General features: G+C 31.8%; 13 protein-coding genes. 8 read left to right on the top strand and 5 right to left on the bottom strand.

The features are described 5' to 3' along the window. The first annotated feature begins 5 nt into the window (after window positions 1–5). The 6 genes from RT99_RS08075 to RT99_RS08050 all read left to right on the top strand — a co-directional run bounded on the left by RT99_RS08075 (window position 6) and on the right by RT99_RS08050 (window position 11,219). On the top strand, window positions 6–2,480 hold the full coding sequence (locus tag RT99_RS08075; protein ID WP_131494905.1) for a hypothetical protein: 2,475 nt from the start codon (window positions 6–8) through the stop codon (window positions 2,478–2,480). Window positions 2,481–2,530: 50 nt separating this feature from the next. Further along, the gene (locus tag RT99_RS08070; protein WP_131494904.1) at window positions 2,531–8,596 is read left to right on the top strand and encodes a fibronectin type III domain-containing protein; all 6,066 of its coding nucleotides are present in this window, start codon (window positions 2,531–2,533) and stop codon (window positions 8,594–8,596) included. After that, a complete protein-coding gene (locus tag RT99_RS08065) occupies window positions 8,593–9,117 on the top strand; it encodes a hypothetical protein (protein ID WP_042564224.1) in 525 nt (174 codons plus the stop codon). Before RT99_RS08070 ends, RT99_RS08065 begins: the two co-directional genes overlap by 4 nt. After that, window positions 9,117–10,019 carry a hypothetical protein gene (locus tag RT99_RS08060; protein WP_042564223.1) on the top strand — a complete coding sequence of 301 codons (903 nt, stop codon included), beginning with the start codon at window positions 9,117–9,119 and terminating at the stop codon, window positions 10,017–10,019. The genes RT99_RS08065 and RT99_RS08060 overlap by 1 nt, the downstream gene beginning before the upstream one ends. Before the next feature lies 1 nt (window position 10,020). Next, on the top strand, window positions 10,021–10,338 hold the full coding sequence (locus RT99_RS08055; protein ID WP_042564222.1) for a hypothetical protein: 318 nt from the start codon (window positions 10,021–10,023) through the stop codon (window positions 10,336–10,338). A gap of 338 nt (window positions 10,339–10,676) precedes the next feature. Next, window positions 10,677–11,219, top strand: a complete 543-nt coding sequence (locus RT99_RS08050; RefSeq protein ID WP_042564221.1) for a hypothetical protein — start codon at window positions 10,677–10,679, stop codon at window positions 11,217–11,219. Window positions 11,220–11,370: 151 nt separating this feature from the next. Here the strand turns inward: RT99_RS08050 and RT99_RS08045 are convergent, their stop codons facing one another. Beyond that, window positions 11,371–12,126: a hypothetical protein gene (locus RT99_RS08045; protein ID WP_042564220.1), complete on the bottom strand. Its 756-nt coding sequence runs from the start codon at window positions 12,124–12,126 to the stop codon at window positions 11,371–11,373. 464 nt (window positions 12,127–12,590) lie between these two features. On the opposite strand from RT99_RS08045, the gene RT99_RS08040 reads away from it, so the two are divergent. Continuing rightward, the gene (locus RT99_RS08040) at window positions 12,591–12,785 is read left to right on the top strand and encodes a hypothetical protein (protein ID WP_042564219.1); all 195 of its coding nucleotides are present in this window, start codon (window positions 12,591–12,593) and stop codon (window positions 12,783–12,785) included. An 80-nt stretch (window positions 12,786–12,865) separates the two neighbouring features. Here the strand turns inward: RT99_RS08040 and RT99_RS08035 are convergent, their stop codons facing one another. The 3 genes from RT99_RS08035 to RT99_RS08025 form a co-directional block, all read right to left on the bottom strand. Continuing rightward, the gene (locus tag RT99_RS08035) at window positions 12,866–13,771 is read right to left on the bottom strand and encodes a LamG domain-containing protein (RefSeq protein ID WP_042564218.1); all 906 of its coding nucleotides are present in this window, start codon (window positions 13,769–13,771) and stop codon (window positions 12,866–12,868) included. Window positions 13,772–14,125: 354 nt separating this feature from the next. Continuing rightward, entirely contained in the window at window positions 14,126–15,166 is a 1,041-nt protein-coding gene (locus tag RT99_RS08030; RefSeq protein ID WP_042564217.1) for a PLP-dependent cysteine synthase family protein, read from the bottom strand. 71 nt (window positions 15,167–15,237) lie between these two features. Further along, window positions 15,238–17,373, bottom strand: a complete 2,136-nt coding sequence (locus RT99_RS08025) for a S9 family peptidase (protein ID WP_042564216.1) — start codon at window positions 17,371–17,373, stop codon at window positions 15,238–15,240. A gap of 68 nt (window positions 17,374–17,441) precedes the next feature. On the opposite strand from RT99_RS08025, the gene RT99_RS08020 reads away from it, so the two are divergent. After that, the gene (locus RT99_RS08020) at window positions 17,442–17,762 is read left to right on the top strand and encodes a YbaB/EbfC family nucleoid-associated protein (RefSeq protein WP_042564215.1); all 321 of its coding nucleotides are present in this window, start codon (window positions 17,442–17,444) and stop codon (window positions 17,760–17,762) included. Window positions 17,763–17,912: 150 nt separating this feature from the next. Here the strand turns inward: RT99_RS08020 and RT99_RS08015 are convergent, their stop codons facing one another. Continuing rightward, on the bottom strand, window positions 17,913–18,932 hold the full coding sequence (locus RT99_RS08015; RefSeq protein WP_042564214.1) for a low specificity L-threonine aldolase: 1,020 nt from the start codon (window positions 18,930–18,932) through the stop codon (window positions 17,913–17,915). Window positions 18,933–19,060: the final 128 nt, after the last annotated feature.

Here is a 19,060-nt window from a genome sequence, read left to right as displayed (position 1 = left end):
AAAAGATGATTTTAAAAAGATTTAAATTTAATATTATATTGCTATTTGTAAGCGCATTAGGTTTTGCACAAAACTTTAATGTTCAGGAAGTAGCAAAAGCTAAATTAATAAACGTATCGGGAGGTGTCTCTGCAAATAGTATATTCTATTCAGGAAACGCTGCCAGAGAACCTTTTAGTTATTTTCTTAACGGAAATATCAATTTCAACATAGCCGGATTATACAATATTCCATTATCTTTTTCATATACAAATCAAAAATTTGGTTATGATAAACCTGTATTGATGAACCGTTTAAGCATTCATCCATCTTATAAATGGATCACGGCTCATATTGGAGATGTAAGCATGACATTTTCGCCTTATACTTTAAGCGGACATCAGTTTTCTGGTTTTGGAGTTGATCTTACTCCGCAAGGAAAATTTAAAGTTAGCGCGATGTACGGCCGTTTATTAAAAAGCAGCGAGTACAATAATGCTTATCCGGATCTTTTACCAACCTATAAAAGATTTGGTTACGGTTTTAAAACTAATTATGCTTTAGATAATGTAACTTTTGGTCTTATCTTTTTTAAAGCTAAAGATGAAATAAATTCCATTTCAAACCCTGTACCTGTAGAATTAGGAGTTTCTCCAAAAGAAAATGCAGCTGTAAGTTTTGAAACTACTTTTAAACTTTTTCAGAAATTACAAGTATTTACAGAATTTGCCAATAGCAGTATTACAGAAGATACCAGAACAATTGACGGTACAAAAGCAAAAGGTGTTGCGGCTTTATTTTTAAGTCCGAACAATACAACGGCAAGTTATAATGCTTTTAAAGGGCAATTGGTTTATCCTGCCGGAAAAGGAACTTTAGGATTAGGTTACGAACGAATTGATCCAAATTACAGAACATTGGGCGGTTATTATTTTAATAATGATTTAGAAAATATTACCGTGAATGCAACTCAAAATCTATACAAAGACAAAGTTTCTGTATCTGTAAATTTAGGACTTCAAAAAGACAATTTAGACAAGCAAAAAGAAAGTCAGATGAAGCGCTTGGTTTCTGCCCTGACAATTGATTACCGTGCTACAGAAAAACTGAATTTCAATTTAAATTATTCTAATTTCCAATCGTATACCAATAGCCAAAATCAGTTTGACTACATCAATCAGGTTTCTGAGTATGACTATCTGGATACTTTAAACTTTAGACAAGTCAATCAAAATGCATCTCTTGCCATTAATTATTTATTGAAAAATGACAAGCGAATTAAAAAATCGATAAATGCTAATTTTTCGATGCAGGATGCCGTAAACCAACAACAAGGACAAACGATTGCCGGCGGTGCAAGTACTTATTACAATTCTGGTCTTTCTTACAGTGTTGGTTATCCCGAGAAAGATTTAAATATTAATGCATCCATAAATAATACATACGGAAAAACCGACGGCGGTAAAAGTTTTATTATTGGTCCGACAATTGGCGCAACCAAATTATTTTTTGATAAAAAATTTACAACCTCAGCATCAACAAGCTATAACACAAGTTATAATAACGGAGACAAGCAAAATGACATTATCAATTTTAGAGTAAATGGATCGTATATCTATTTGCAGAAACATAATTTCAATATGGGAATTATTTCGTTGTTCAGCAATTCTTCAAATGGAATTTCAACTCAAAAAAATAACGATTTAACAGGTACACTGACTTACACTTATTCTTTTGATAAGATCAAATTGCGTCCAAAAAGAGAACCAAGAACCGAAGGCGATTTAAATTTAACCGGAGATCCTATTCTGAAAATTAGTTCTGGCGGAAAAATATTTGAAGGAACACGTGATGAAATTACCACACAGTTAAAAGATATGCAACTGGCTTTACAGCCTTTACCTGCCGAAGAAAATACCAATTTGGAGCATTTGCTAACATTGGCAACATTAACTCCTGACGAAAAACAATTTAAAGATAAAGTGCTGGATTATCTGGAAGCTTATAATACCGAAGCTGAAACTTTAAATAAATACAACGAATACTTGGCAGAAGCTTCACAAAAACTCGAAAAAGAAATTTCGACTAAAGATGAAAGTCTTGAAAATGCCTATGTAATTGCCTTGGGAAGAGTAAACAGCCATCCGCTAAACGGTAAAACTGAAGCAGAAGCAGAAGTAACAGACAAAACTGCTTATAAATCGTATTCGAGATTGGTTGAAAGAAGTAATAATAGCCGAGATCAGTTAATGCACCACAAATGGATGATGAAGGAAATTTCTACGCTGGCTAAAATTCCGGCAACCGAAATTCAGAAAAACCAATATGCAGCTGACTTTAGCAAACAGGAAATCGAAGAAGTTTTTAAATTGATAAAAGACAAAAAACCATCAACAGAAATTGTAGATGCTATCGAATTAAAAATGATTCCGTTTTATCATGATTTAGCTGTAAAAAATGCCACGGTTGAAGAACTTGATTTAAAACATATTCAGAAATAAGATTCTAAAAACTAAAGTTGGAAGACCAAACAAGATATAATACCAAAAAAATGGATAAACCTCAATTACCCAAAATGCTAAAAAAACTACACCTACTTGTATTTTTTGTATGCGCTCTTATAGGATTTAGCAGTAATGCACAAACATTTCCTGTTACCATAAGCACGCAAATTTTACAGCCCTCGCCTATTTACCTGAGTAATTATGCCGATGCAACGACCATAAATAGTCCTATAAAATTGCAGTTGGTTTTAAACGATTTAACGATCTCAAACCGACAAGTGCGTTTGAAAATTTATTTTCAGGGAAATTCAATTTCGTTTGCTTCAAATGATTTTGTTGTAGGCGCACGACCATTATATCTTGAGGGAGGTTTTCCGCTACAGTTAACCAATGTTGACTTAGCACCGTATTTTGAATATCAGAACATATTGGGAATCAATCCAAACCAATACGCACAGCCTTTGCCGGAAGGTGTTTATAATATTTCTGTAGAAGTATATGATTTTGCGACCAATAAAAAACTATCCAAAAAAACGGCTGTAACTACTATTATTTTTCAAAACGAACCACCTTTCCTGAACCTGCCTTTGAATGGTGCTTCGATCATGCAGCAAAATATTCAGAATATAGTTTTTAGCTGGACACCAAGAAGTATCAATGTAAGCAATGTAGAATATGAGTTTTCGTTAGTCGAAATTTGGGATAATTATACTCCTGTTCAAAATGCATTTGCCTATTCACCACCATTATACACCACTACAACCAGAAATACGACTTTACAATACGGCATAACCGAACCTCAGCTTATTCCCGGTAAAAAATATGCCTGGCGAATAAAAGCCAAAGCTATTTTGGGCGCCGAAGAAATTGGTGTTTTTAAAAATAACGGTTATAGCGAAATTTTCTCTTTTACTTACGAAGTATTTTGTACGGCTCCATTATCTATAGCCACAAGCGGCGTTAGCCAGGATCAGGCAAAGATAACCTGGAGCGGCAGTATTGATAATTATGATTATCAGGTAAACTATCGTGAAAAAAATAGTCGTGATTGGTATAAATTGGTAACGCCAAGAGAAACCATAAATATTAGTAATCTAAAACCGAATACGACTTACGAATATACAGTTGGTTCGTCGTGTGATGTTGGTAAATATACACACAGCACCATTCACGAATTTACCACACTCGCACAAGACGAAATTGCCTTTGCCGGTTGTGGTATACAGCCGGATCCAAATGATTTAAAAAATAAAAATCCGTTACCAAGCCTTTTCCCGAATGATGTTGTAACTGCCGGAGATTTTCCAATTGTTGTAATAAAAGCTACAGGAAGCAACGGAAACTTTACCGGCGAAGGTTATGTAACCCTGCCCTTCTTAGAAAAATTCAGAAAACTAATTGATGCTGCAGATGCTGCTGGTGGTAGTAATATTGGTAAATTCTCCCGTATCAGAATTACGTTTAATAACATTGGTGTAAATACTGATTTTAAATTGATTTCAGGAGAGATTGTGGCTAGTTATGATCCTGATTGGGGCGGTATGGCAGATCTTGATGGTGTTGTAAATGATGCATTTGGAGATGCCGGAAATGTTGTTAATCATCAATATGAATTATCTATAAAATCTGTTGTAAAAAATCCTGATGGAACAATAACTGTAACTAGTACTACAGGTGTTGTTTCTGTTATAGACAAAACAGTAAATGATGTTATCATCACTGATAAAGATGGAAAACAATTTGCTGTTCCTGCCAATGCTCCGGCAGGAGACATGAAACAAACGGGACAACTTGCTCCAGGCGGAATTCCGACTTCTAAAAATACAAACGGAATGGGATCTGGCGGCGATGTAGCCGAGATTTCGTCTGCGGATGTAAATGTTGTTTTCTCTAAAGGAAATGGAACTTATTCATTTGATACTGCTCCAACAGCAGAAAATGGTAAATTAAATAAAACTTACCAAACAATTCCTCAAAAAAGCGGTGGTACTTATAAAGTAAATTACAAAGCTATTTCAGAAAGTCCGAATTCAACTGATGTTGTAGTGGCGACTGTTGATTTCAAAAACGGGAAAACCAAAAAAGATCTTGTCTTTAAAACCCAAAACGGAACTGCAATCGACAGTACTCAAATTGTTTGGAAAGACAATGTTGCAACGCTTACGCTGAAAAAGACTTTAGATTTTGCTAAAGAAACAATCATTGCAACAGTTAGACCTGCAACCCCAAAAGATCCAAAAGAAGCGGCTGGCAAATATGATATTGCCGGTACGATGGATTTGTGGCATTTAACGAATAAGAAGGTGAATGTAACATTGGTGAGTGTAAATAAAACGTCTATAACTAATGTAGAAAAAGACCTTAATAATATTTACAATAAAGCTGGAATTAATTTTACTGTGACATCTGCAAATGTAGATTTACCTGCAAGTTACTATCCTAAAAACACTATTGAATGTGGTGATAGTGGCTGGTTAGCTCAATACACTGCAGAACAACAAGCAATTATAACATACGTAAAAACACAAATAAAGTATGAAAAAGACTCTTACTATGTTTTAGTGACAAATATTCCTTCTTCTAAAGGTCTAGCTGGTTTTATGCCATTAAAACGTCAATTCGGTTTTATATTTAGTGGTGCAAAAGACAAAGAAGAAGACAAAGGCAGTACCTCTAAAACCATTGCTCACGAATTAGGACATGGTGTATTTGGATTACAACATCCATTTACTGAATACAATACTACTACTCCTACTGATTTATTGATGGATTATGGGACTGGCACAGAATTTAGCCATAACGACTGGCAGGTTCTTCATGCGCCTGGATTGCAATTGTATTTATTTCAAGGCGATGAAGATGGTGAAAATATTAGAACATACGATAAAATTCCATATAGTTTTGTCAATTTAGATAAAGATCCTAAAGATGAAACAAAAGGAACGGTATCATTTGTTACACCAGACGGGCAAATTGTATCTATTCCTAACAATAAATTAATGAGATATGAATTTATATATGGATCTGTAGTTGCTGATGAGTCTTCAAAATCATATTACAATAAAACAAAAACGGGTGGTCTCTATAGATTTGAAAAGCTCGAAGAAGATGGAAAAACTATACATGAATATGTATATCAAAAACCTACAGGATATGTAGATCAACAAGATAAAAAAGTTTATAAAGATTTGACAGATTATAATAAAGTTGATGGCTTTATTTATCCGTTATTGAATGAAAATTCAAATTATGCAATATTCAAACTATCATTTCCTATTGGTGAACATCAAAATTTAACTCAATATAATGCTGGTGCAAAAGATATGGCGCTTGATGAATTTATTAATAAAATTGCTCCATATTCAACTAAAATTTTAAACAACTTAACAAAAGAAATTAAAGTCCCTGGAAATTCATGTCTTTGGTGTTATGATCAAAACACAAAAAACATGCTTAAGAATCATTTTGGAAAACCTGAGCAATTATGGATAAATAAAATTGCTGAAATGCGAGTTGTATATCCTGACTTTTTCAACAAATTTGCAGATACGTATTCTGAGCAATCTGGTGCAGGAGCCACTGCATATGCCGGTTCTATAAAAAACACTTATAAATGGGATGAAAACTTTAGAGTTGAGTTAAATGATCATACAGGATGGAGAGGTCAATCAACCAAATATAGTGTTGTTTACGAACTATATAATAGTGCTGATAAACAGAAATACTACGAAAAATATTTTCAGTATTTTGATACATCATTAAATGATCAGGTAAAAACAAATAATGAATGTCTGAAAGCTTTATTTGATCCAAATGTTGCACTTACCTCTATTAGCGAACAGCAAGTAACATGCTTAAAACTAGCTACAGAGCTCGAATTCCAAAAATTAGAATCTGAAAGGGCAATAGCACTGGTTAAAATACTAATGCAAAGAAATCTATGGGATGAAGAAGAAGAAAAAATTATAGTTAAGATAATTGGCTATACTAAATTTGATTCAAACACATTAATAGATTTATTAGAAAATGATAAAGTAGTTTTTAGCTGGCCAAATACAAGAGGTGGTTCAGGTCCGGCAACAATCAAAAGAGAATTCCCTCTTTGGTACATTATGTATCTTAAGATAAATGATAGTAATTTAGTTATCTCTGGTGATAACAGAAAGTTATTAATGAGTGTATTCTATCAGCATTTTTTACGATCAGATAAATACAAGAATGGCATAAATGAAATTGTAAATAAATACAAACTGAAGTCTATAAATGAACTTAAAGAATACTTCAAAAAACCAGAAAGTACTCTTACTTATGATTATCAAAACATTTTTGTAAGAGGGTCTGCTGATTTTGCTTCATATCTTTCGAGCTCTACGGTTATTGGTCTTTTTTACGACTATGATAAAACAAAACATCAGTTTTTATCTATTGATGCTGAATATGACGAAAAAACCAAAAAAATTCATGTAGAACAGGTTTTAAAAGAAGGTTTGTTTAAGAATGAATCAATGGCTTCGAAAACAAAACTGTATTCTCCGTTTGATTTTATATTATATAAGAATTTGTCAAAAGATAATCTGCTTTCTGATTATCCACAAAATAAAGATAAGGATGGAAAACCTATAGCAATTCCTGTTCCTGCAATTTTATCATTATACTCAAGTGATGTGGGCGATAGTCAAACACAGGCAGACATCATTCAAACATCATTTGATGCTTTAACTTTAGCTATACCAGGAGGACAATTAACAAAACTAGGAAGAGTTCTATTCTATGCAGATAAAATAAGTTCTGTCGCAAGTATGGCAGGAACAGCCTTTAGAGAACAAAATCCGGAACTTGCAAATTTCTTTAATAAAGCAAGTTTAGTAACTGGTATCGTTTCTGTTGGTGATTTACTATTGCCAAATAATATGTTGAAAATTTCTAATGAAATAGGAGCTATTAATGATGCTAAAAATATTGGTGAAGTTGTTGAGGATACACAATTGAATTATACAGCAATTGATATAAAAAATCAATCTGTTGAATTTGCAACAGAAGTTAAACTTATAAACACTAATAATAATATAAGTTTATTAACAAAACCAACGAAAGAACTATCTGCCATACAGTTAGAAAAAAACTTAAATGCATTGAAGGATGCAAAAGCTATTACATCTGCAGAAATAGAACTAGTAAGCAGCGCAATTTTAATATTGAGATCAGAAAAAGGAGTTAGTGAGACTGGAGATTTATTAACTTTGCTTAAAAAATCCGAATTAAACACTCTAAACAAAGAAATAAATGCGCTTGGTGAAACATCTAAAGCAAAATTTTTAGAAGATTTTGCAAAAGCTGATTTAGTAACTTTAAAAAGGATTCAAGATGAAAAATTATTAGCTTATTGGACTAAATGGGCCTCAAAAGGAATAAAAAATATTGATGAACTTTCTACTATTTCGAAAGTTGAGAAACTTAATAGAGGAACTTTTGAAGCTTTTGAAGCAACTGTTGGTAATGCAAATATGTCACAAAAAGTAAAGGCTTATGAATTATGGGGTAATAAAGATTGGGATGGCTTATATAGTTATTTTCATGCAGATCCAAAAGATTTAATAAACGGTGGTTGGCCTCCTTTTAATGGATTCATAAAAGTTGATGATGAAATTGCTCCTAAAATTGGAGATCTATTCGATCGTTTTCAAAATCCAAAAGTTGATAAAGCTGATGGAAAAGTTACTGAAGTTACAGAATTAGGAGGTGGTTTTGCTAGTCCAGTAAATTTAGATGAATATAATAAAATTGATATTCCTTATACTTATGATTCCAGAGCTCTACTAGAAGATATACAAGAAGGAATGGTGTATATAAAGTTTAGAATGAAAAATGTAGATGGTTTAAAGTTTAGTTATGGAGATGCAATACCATGGAAAAATAAAAATGGTGTTTTGCAACAAGGACTAGCAAAACAAATTCAGTCTAATCATAAATTTCATGATGCAACCTACTTTATAAAAGGAGCAACTTATGATATAGTACAACGTTCTGTTTTTAGAGGTGGCAAATGGGTAGACGAAATAGAAGACTTAACTTTCAAAGTAGATAAATTAATAAAAAACATTCATTGCAAATGAAACTAATAGAAAAATTTTATTGTATTCAAACTGAAATTTTTGGCGATGGATCTGAAAAAATTATACAAGATATAGTTTCTATAAAAACAGAATTGATTAGGCCCTCAATTAAATTTCTAAATGAGGATGGAAGTATTATATCTTCTGAAAATAGGAAGGCTTATCGAAAAAAAATAATAGTTAATCCATTTGTAGATTCAAACGAGTATTTTAATATAAACGAATTATTGTTTTTATCTAAAACCTATGGATTTGAAATCGAAGAGCATACAATTCATAAAGGTTATTTTTTAAGTGTATTAAAAATCAACTCATTATATACTGCTCCTGGAGAAATTATTTTAATTGAAGAAGAAGGGAAAGAATATATATTAATTGAATTCAGTAGATGGAGCTCAGAAAATCAACCTCGTAGTGCAGCAGAAGATCAATTAGGAGAAGATATTACTTATGTAGTTGGTATATGGGAAAATCCACTATTAACAGATGAAATAATCGCAAAAATTAAAAATAAAGGATAATGAAAAATACATTCAAATTATATTTAACATTATGGGTTATGTTATTTACATTCTTAAATGTAAATGCACAATGTGAAACTATAAAGAATTTCTTTAAAAATGACATGTATACATCTAAAGAACTTGTAGCTTTCGCAGAAAAAGATCCGCAAAAAGCATATGATTCCTGGAAAATATTATATAACGAAAAAGCTGGTCTTACAAGGAGTGTAGAAGAACTTAACTTAGTTTCAAAGAATTTAGATGAAATTACTAAAGTTGGATATAGTACATGGAAGAAAGCGGGGAGCCTTTCAGAAGACATTATTAATCAAGTTAATGATGCCTTAGGTAAATTTTATTCTAAATCTAATGATAAAATATTAACTGATATAATTGAAGAAGCAGTTTATGCTGATAATTATACAAAGCTATCTAAAAGTTTTGGAATCGATAAAACCTTGAAAGGAAAAACGCTTGGCAGTTCAGGTAAAAGATACGAATTGACTGCCTCAAATATATATAAGGGAGAAGAGTTGGGCAAATTTCCAGCATATGAAAACATAAAATATTTAAACGAATCAGAACGTCAGCTATATAAAGTAGCAGTAAAAGATGGAGAATTATTCGTTAATGGTAGTAAATTAGCTTCTTTGCCAACTAAACGTGTAATTTTTGTTATGGATGAGGGGGGTAATATTTATGCAGGTGTTCAAAAAATTGGAGAATTTCATCATAGTAGTTTTTTGTCAGGTGCTGATGTTGTAACAGCAGGGGAATTTAAATTTATTGATAATATTCTTGAAATATCGCCAAGTAGTGGTCATTATACGCCTACAGCAGAATCATTAACAGGGTTGATCGAAGAATTAATTTCTAGAGGAGTGAATATAAATAATCTTAAAATAAATAGAATTTACTAAAATGGAAGTAAAAACTCTTCAAAAATATTTAGGGATGGCAGTTCATTTTATTTATTATCATCATCATAGATTGAATAATGAAAAAGTGTTTGAAGATGATTATTGGGAGCATTTATTAAAAATAGGAACATTGGAATATTGGGAAATGTTATATAAATGTCTTGACTTCGCTTTAACTCAAGATGACTACTGTTTATCAATAGTTGATTCACCATTTAAAGAGCGTTATTCTGAGGCTGATATTAAATTGTTTTTCGAGAAATTTCACATTTATTTAAAAGCACGTTTACAAGTTAAATTTGATGGCCTTAGTCCATGATAGTAAAAATACTTTTTCTAGAAATGAATTTACTTTATAACCCCGATAGCTCAGATATATATAAACATAGATAGCGCGGAAATTCTTTCCGTGCCCGTTGCTATAAGACACAAGAAAAGTCATAATTAAAGAAATCTATTAAATTGAGAGGTTGTTTTCTGGTTCAATGAGAATCATGCAGATTTATAAATAAATTGAAGTTAGTTCTTCTTAATTGATATACTTTGTGGGTACGGAAAGAATTTCCGCGCTATCGTTGTCTAAATCTCCCATATCCGAGCGATCGAGCCATTTGCAGAGTTTAATAAAAATATATTATTTTTTGAAAAAATAAAATAATGATGGAAGTTTTAGATAAAGACTGGAAAATTTTTGATGAAAATTATAAAGTTAGAAGAGACAAATTGTTTCTCATTTTTCCTTATAGGGCAAATTATGAAGAGCTGAAACAGTTATTATTAGAATCAAAAACTGATTCTATTTATGATACAAGATTTAGTAAGATATTATGGAGATTTCCAATCTCTATGCCCGATAGTGATTTTATGAAACTATTACAATTCTTTTTATTAGAGAATTGGCATCATGGTCACGAATCTATAATTGAAACATTCCAAGATAGTTTTAATAATGATAAAGAGAACATAACATATTTAATGCATCTGCTTTCTTCACTTCCTGAATTTTATAAATATGATGACGATCTAAAATATCCATTTATTCGTAAAATAATCTATGCAATCGGTGCACAGCCAGAGCCACACAATATTGAAGCATTAGAAAAAATATCACTATCAGAAGATGAGAAAATAAAGGAATTAGCATTACATCAAATTAAAAAAAGAAAAAAACTGGGTAGATGGGAAGCTAGTAATATATGATTTTTCATTAGCACTCCAATTAAACTTTGATAATAAAAAATTAATTGAAATTACTTTCACTACAATTAGAAAATCATCTGAAAAACAATTGGTATTTTAACCAAAAAAGCCTTCTGAAATCCAGAAGGCTTTTCTACTTCATAAAAACATATCAAATCTCCCTACTCCCCTTCTTCTCAACATAATTAACACCCAATCCTCCCATAATCATAATTTTAGTCAACTCTTCTGTTTCAATAATTATATCTTGTTTAAAAACATTTCCTTTAACTAATTTTATATCAAATGGTAGTAATTTAGAGAAATAATAATCCCCGCTCACAACTGTAACACTAAGATTATCAGTATTCTTTAAAACTTTTAGAGGAATAGCAAATTCACCCGTTTTTGCGTTTATTTTAAACGGAGTTGGTGAATCATTTATAGTCAGCATTAAGTTTGGATATGTTTTATTATTTAAAGGTTTATTTGTTTTTGAATCTAATATTTTTCCTTTTACAATAATTGAAACTTCCTCTTCAACCGGCTGTTTAAAGGCAATTTTACCTACAATGTGATTATTTAATTTCGGAGAAGTAATTTCGGTTTGAATTGGCTCTTTTTCTTGCGCTGAAACATTCGAGGCTAATAAAACCGATGCTGCGATTGCGGCATATTTAAAATTGTTGATTTTTGATGTTTCATTATATGCAAATTCTTCTTGTAACTGTGTTGATTTTACTCGTGCACAAATGTTTTTACCTTTGTTTTCTGCAATAAATTTAGCTACTTCAGAGTTCGATTTTTTACTTAAATCAATTACGTTTTTAGCGCACGAATCACAAAACGAACCTTTTGAATTCGGAATCATTTTATCAAAATTTTCAGAACAAGGACTTGCTATTTCTAAGGTGAATTTCTTTTTCATAGTATATATTTTTAAGTTAAAATCATTTCAAAATGCTTTCTACTTATATAGAGAATGTTTTTCCCGAAAAGGTTGGGAAGAAATAAAAATATTTTTTGATTTTTATAATTTATGGTTAATTTAAATACCTGTAAGATTAATAATTCAAATAAACTATTATATTTGCGACAATTAGAAGAATAAATAATTTAAAAACAATATCATGCAGACATCAAAATACACAAAATTCGCCGTAATTATTCTGGTGATTTTATTTGTTGTTATAAGCGTTATAAGCTAAAAAGCAAATAATACTAATAATTGAAAAGCCTTCTAAAGTTAAACTTTAGAAGGCTTTTTTACATCATTTCAAATTCATAATCTTTAACTGTATATATACACTCTAAATAGATTCAAGGTTTCAAGAAAAAAATATAATCTCTTATATTTGTAAATCCAAAAACAAAAAAATAAAAAAATAATTTATGAAAACATCAAAATACACGAAATTTGCCGTAATTATAATGGTGATTTTGTTTGTAGCTCTTAGCGTTATAAGCTGTGTTGCACATGTGCATAACGATGGTGGACCGAAAAAAATGCCACCGGGACAAGCGAAAAAAATGTCGGGAAGTCAAAGCGCCAAAGCTTACGCACCAGGACAACAGAAAAAGCATTAAAAAAAGAAGCCTTTTGATTTATTTCAAAAGGCTTTTTTCTTTTATATTTATTAAAAATTAATGAATAATCTTTATTTTGGCTATTTTTTTGGATTATTTGTTACTTTCAACAAATAGGTACCTTCGGGTAAATCACCAATATTTGTAGCATTTGCCCCTGCTACTTTTGTTCCTTGTGAAAAAACCTCAACAATTTTAGATGCATTTTTTGTATCTGTTGCTGATGCAGTTGCCGGAGCTGTCATTTTTATAGGAGCTGCAGTTTTCTCTACTACTACAGGAGTACTTTTTTGAGCTGAAGCACTTTGAGATGCTACAACAGCATTCGTTGGTTTTGAGCTATTATAAGACTCCATAACCTGCTCATCCGTCATAGCAACGGTATATACTTTTACATCGTCTATATCAGCATTAATTCCAACTGTTGTATTCAGTTCTCCGAGTCTTAAGATATATCCTTTTGTTAATCGCGAAATTCCATCAACTGATTTTAGTAATTCGCCATTACGATATATTTTTGAGGTATTTCCGTCATAAGTGATGGCATAGTGATACCAAACATCTTTAGCAAGCGGAACTGAAACAATAACATCATTTGTGGCTCCCCAACCTGCAAGACTTAACTCAGAATTGCCTGCCGATGCTGCTTGTTGCAGTAAACCAAAGTATTGAGCATTGGCTGCGCTGCCATAACCCAGAATATAATTTGGTGTAGTTATAGCATTAAATTTCACCCATACAGATATTGATCTTGGTTTATTTCCCTGCGGAAGATCACCTACTACAACTTCAAAACCTTTATTAGTTAATCTCAGAGCACTTTTAACAGCACCTGTTCTGTCATTTACAAAAATAGGGGTTCCCAAAAAAGAAATTGTATTATCGGTACTTTTTAAATTTCCATCAAACTTGAATTCCTGAATGGGATTTTGGGCATTAGTATTTAAAAAACTTACGAACATTAATGTTAGTAATAATTTCTTCATATTTTATAGATGTTTGGGGATTTAAAACTTTAAATTTTAACAATACTAAACTATATTATAATGCCCATGACTAAAAATTTAGTCGACAACAAACCTAAATAACCGTCAAATAACCAAAATTGATTATTTAAAACTCTTAATTAAATTATTTTATACTATTATAAATTTTGTTAAAACTATAAATTTAATTCAACATAAACAAACACTTACCGCGTATAAATACGTTATTCTCATTCAATCAAAATATTTTAACATTTAAAAATAGTAAGATTAGATATTTGTAAAACGATTCTTAAAAAAAACTCCATTCGTTTACACGAATGGAGTCATATATTTTAAAAAGTAATCTTTAATTTACTTTACAAATTCAATTTTTTGAACTTCCTCTTCATTGATACTGTCAAAGAATCCTTGTTCGTTCATCCAGTCATCACTAAATACTTTACTCATATAGCGAGAACCATGATCCGGGAAGATTGCAATAATATTACTGTCTTTTGTAAACTCTCCTTCTTCTGCATATTGTTTAATCGCCTGCATTACTGCTCCTGAAGTATATCCAACAAATAAACCTTCTTTACGAGTAATTTCTCTTGCAGAGTGAGCACTTTCTTCATCGGTTACTTTCATGAATTTATCGATGATATCAAAATCTGTAGCAGATGGAATCAGGTTTTTTCCTAAACCTTCAATACGATACGGATAAATTTCTTTGTTATCGAATTCTTTTGTTTCGTGGTATTTTTTCAATACTGAACCAAAAGCATCTACACCTAGAATTCTAATGTTTGGATTTTGCTCTTTTAAGAATTTTGCAGTTCCTGAGATTGTTCCTCCGGTTCCGCTACAAGCAACAAGGTGTGTAATTTGTCCTTTTGTCTGTTCCCAGATTTCAGGACCTGTAGAGTTGTAATGGGCATCAATATTTAATTGATTAAAATACTGATTAATGTAAACTGAACCTTTTGTTTCTTCGTGCAAACGTTTTGCAACGTTGTAATATGATCTTTCATCATCTGCAGAAACGTGTGCGGGACAAACATACACTTTAGCTCCTAAACTTCTCAGCATGTCAATTTTATCTTTCGATGATTTTGAACTTACTGCCAGAATACAGTTATAACCTTTTATAATGCTTACCATGGCTAAACTAAAACCTGTATTTCCAGATGTTGTCTCGATAATGGTATCTCCTGGAGAAAGTATTCCTCTTTTCTCGGCTTCTTCAATAATATATAACGCTATTCTATCTTTTGAGGAATGACCCGGATTAAAAGCTTCTACCTTTGCGTAGAAATTTCCTTCTAACTCTTCGGTGATTTTATTTAGCTTAATAAGTGGGGTGTTACCTATTAACTCTAAAACATTATTATAAGCATTTATTTCTTCTTTCATAAAAAAATAGTTAATCGAAGGCAATTTTAAATATACCTTGATAGGTTGCAAATTTAACAAAAAATTTCTAATTAGCTTTTAATTTTCTCTAAATCTAATAAAAAACTAAATTCTTTTGCTAAGTCTTTTAAAGCTTCAAATCGGCCTGAAGCACCGCCATGTCCAGCATCCATGTTGGTATCTAAGAACAAAAGATTATTATCTGTTTTTAAATTTCTCAACTTGGCTACCCATTTTGCTGGTTCCCAGTACTGTACTTGCGAATCATGCAGTCCTGTAGAAACGTACATATTAGGGTATTGTTGTGATTTTACGTTATCGTATGGTGAGTACGACAACATATAATCGTAATATTTTTTATTGTTTGGGTTTCCCCATTCGTCATATTCTCCCGTTGTTAACGGAATACTGTCGTCGAGCATTGTTGTAATAACATCTACAAAGGGAACCTGAGCGATAACACCATTATACAATTGTGGTGCTTCATTTATAATAACTCCCATCAAAAGTCCTCCGGCAGATCCTCCTTCTGCATACAAATGATCAGCAGAAGTGTATTTCTCATCTATTACAAATTTAGAGCAATCGATGAAATCTGTAAAGGTATTTTTCTTTTTTAACAGTTTTCCATCTTCATACCATTGTCTTCCTAAATCTTCACCACCTCTAATATGAGCGATGGCATAAACAAATCCGCGGTCTAACAGAGAAAGTCGTGTAGAAGAAAAATAGGTGTCCATAGTTATCCCATAAGAACCATAGGCATAAAGCAATAAAGGGTTTTTGCCGTTTTTCTGTAATCCTTTTCGGTAAATTATCGAAATTGGAACTTTAACTCCATCTCTTGCCGTTGCCCAAACTCGCTCTTCGATGTAATTTTCTTTATCAAATTTTCCACCTAAAACCTGTTGCTCTTTTAAGATTTCTTTGGTTTTAGTCTTCATATTAAAATCAATTACAGACGATGGCGTTGCAAGCGATTGATAACTGTAACGTAAAACATCTGTATCAAAATCAATATTGGTTGTTGTATAAGCATTATAGGTTTCGCTTCCAAAAGGCAAATAGTAATCCGTCTCGCCATTCCATGGCATAATTCGAATATGATTTAAACCGTTTGAGCGCTCCTCTACTACTAAATAGTTTTTGAAAATTTCGATATCTTCCAATAAAACATCTTCGCGATGCGGAATAAGATCTTTCCAGAATTTCTTTTCTGTTCTGTTTTCAGGCGTTTTCATCAACTTAAAGTTGGTTGCCTTATCTTTATTCGTTAAAATATAAAAGGAATCTTCATAATGAGAAATACTATATTCTAAACCACGAACACGAGTTTGAAAAACTTGAAATTCCCCATCAGGATTATCTGAATTTAAAATTCTATATTCTGTTGTTAAAGTACTTCCAGAACCAATAACAATATATTTTCTTGATTTTTCTTTACTTATCGAAACATTAAAAGTATCATCGGTTTCATTAAAAACCAAAACATCTTTTTCCGAACCTGTATTTAATTTATGTCTGAAAACTTTATCAGATCGCAAAGTAACTTCATCTTGTCTGACATAAAAAATAGTATTGTTATCATTTGCCCAAACAGATCCTCCGGTTGCATTTTCGATTTTATCTGAAAGAATTTCTCCGGTTTCTAAGTTTTTTATCTGAATAGTATAAATCCTTCTACCTACAATATCAACTCCAAAAGTGGCAAATTTGTTATCCGGACTAATACTTAATCCGCCTAATTTAAAATAAGCATGATCTTTTGCCAATTCATTGCAATTGAACATAATTTCTTCATCTGCCGAAAGGCTTCCTTTTTTTCTTGAAAAAATTGGATAATCCTGACCAGTTTCAAAACGAGTAATGTAATAATAACCATTATAGAAATAAGGTACAGAGGAATCATCTTCTTTAATTCTGCCTTTCATTTCTTCGTATAAAGATTCCTGAAGACCTTTTGTATGCGAAGTCATACTTTCGTAGTATGCATTTTCCTGATTTAAATAATCAATAACTTCTGGATTTTCTCTGTCGTTCAGCCAAAAATAATTATCAATTCTGGTTTCTTTGTGTTTTTTTAGTGATTTTGGAATTACTTTGGCCTGTGGAGCCGATATATCGTTTTGCATTGGTTGAGCATTAATTTTTATATAAGTCGAGGCAAAAATACTATAAACACAATAGAACAGAATTAATTTTTTCATAAAATATTGTATTGATATAATACAGCAATATAGTAATTTTGTCTGAAATAATTTAAAAATCAACAAAAATGGATTTAATGGGAATGATGGGAAAACTTAAAGAAACCCAACAAAAAATTGAAGATACCAAAAAACGTCTGGATACTGTTTTAATTGATGAGCAAAGTGCTGACGGATTATTGAAAGTAACATTAACGGCTAATAGAAAGATACAATCAATCTCTATTGATGATTCTTTACTTGAAGATAAAGAACAATTGGAAGATTATTTAATTGTAACCTTAAATAAAGCTATCGAAAAAGCAACAAGCGTAAATGAAAGAGAACTTGATGCCGTGGCAAAAATGGACATGCCAATGATTCCAGGAATGGATAATTTGTTTAAATAAGAATCTAAGTTTCTGAGATACTAAGGTTCTAAGATTCTGAGTTTTTTCCAATAAGATACTTCGAATCTTAGAACCTTTGCTTATTTAAATAGATACAGTCTTAACTAAAAAACTTAGCATCTTAGCATCTCAGTACCTTAGCATCTCTTTTTAAAACTTCTGAAGCGTTTCAATCACATAAGTATGCATTACTTCTCTGTAATCTAAATGCGTTACAATACGAAGTTTATTATGTCCCATTGAACTGATGGAAATATTTTTTTGTTTTAGTTTTTCTATTAAAAGCTGATCGTTATAACCTTCGGCCAATGAAAAAATCAAAATATTGGTTTCGACAGGTTCAATTGCCGCAACCCATGGTTTTGTGCTTAAAACTGCTGCAATTTCTTTAGCTCTTCTGTGGTCTTCGGCTAATCTTTCGATATTATGTGCCAAAGCATACAATCCGGCTGCAGCCAAATAACCAACCTGACGCATTCCTCCGCCTAGTATCTTTCTGATTCTCAACGCTCTGTGAATATCAGCTTTACTTCCTAACAATACAGAACCTATAGGAGCGCCCAATCCTTTTGATAAACAAACAGAAATGGTGTCGAAAATTGCTCCAAATTCTTTCGGATTTTGTCTTTTGGCTACTAGTGCATTCCAAATTCTGGCACCATCTAAGTGAAATTTCAGATTATTAGCGTCGCAAACCTTTTTTATTTCTCTTAAATCTTCTAATTCATAACAAGCGCCGCCCCCTTTATTGGTTGTATTTTCTACGCAAACCAAACTCGTTAACGGACTATGATAAAACTCAGGATCATTGATTGCCGCTGCAACCTGCGCTGCATTGATCATTCCCCTATTTCCATCTATTAAACAGCATGAAACACCGCTGTTAAAAGAAGCTCCGCCTCCTTCATAATGATAAACATGTGCATATTTATCGGCAATTAATTGCTCTCCGGGTTGTGTGTGTAATTTAATTGCGGTTTGATTGGCCATAGTTCCGGATGGAAAAAAAAGTCCTGCTTCCATACCAAAAAACTCAGCTACCCTTGTCTCTAATTCGATAACTGTAGGATCTTGTTTGTATACATCGTCACCAACCTGAGCGTTAAACATATACTGCAACATTTCATAGGTAGGTTTGGTAATGGTATCGCTAATTAAATTTATTTCCATATTCTAAAAACTATATCTTATTTTTGTACAACAAAATTACGTATTACTTATAGTTATTCTTGGCAAGTTTTAGTAAATTTTAACTTGGGAATATCCTAGAACCAAATTAACGTAATATTTATAAAAAA

The organism is Flavobacterium sp. MEB061 (assembly GCF_000834715.1).
Lineage (GTDB): Bacteria > Bacteroidota > Bacteroidia > Flavobacteriales > Flavobacteriaceae > Flavobacterium > Flavobacterium pectinovorum.
The sequence above is the reverse complement of the archived record's forward strand: the minus strand, read 5'-3'. Positions and strand labels throughout refer to the sequence as shown.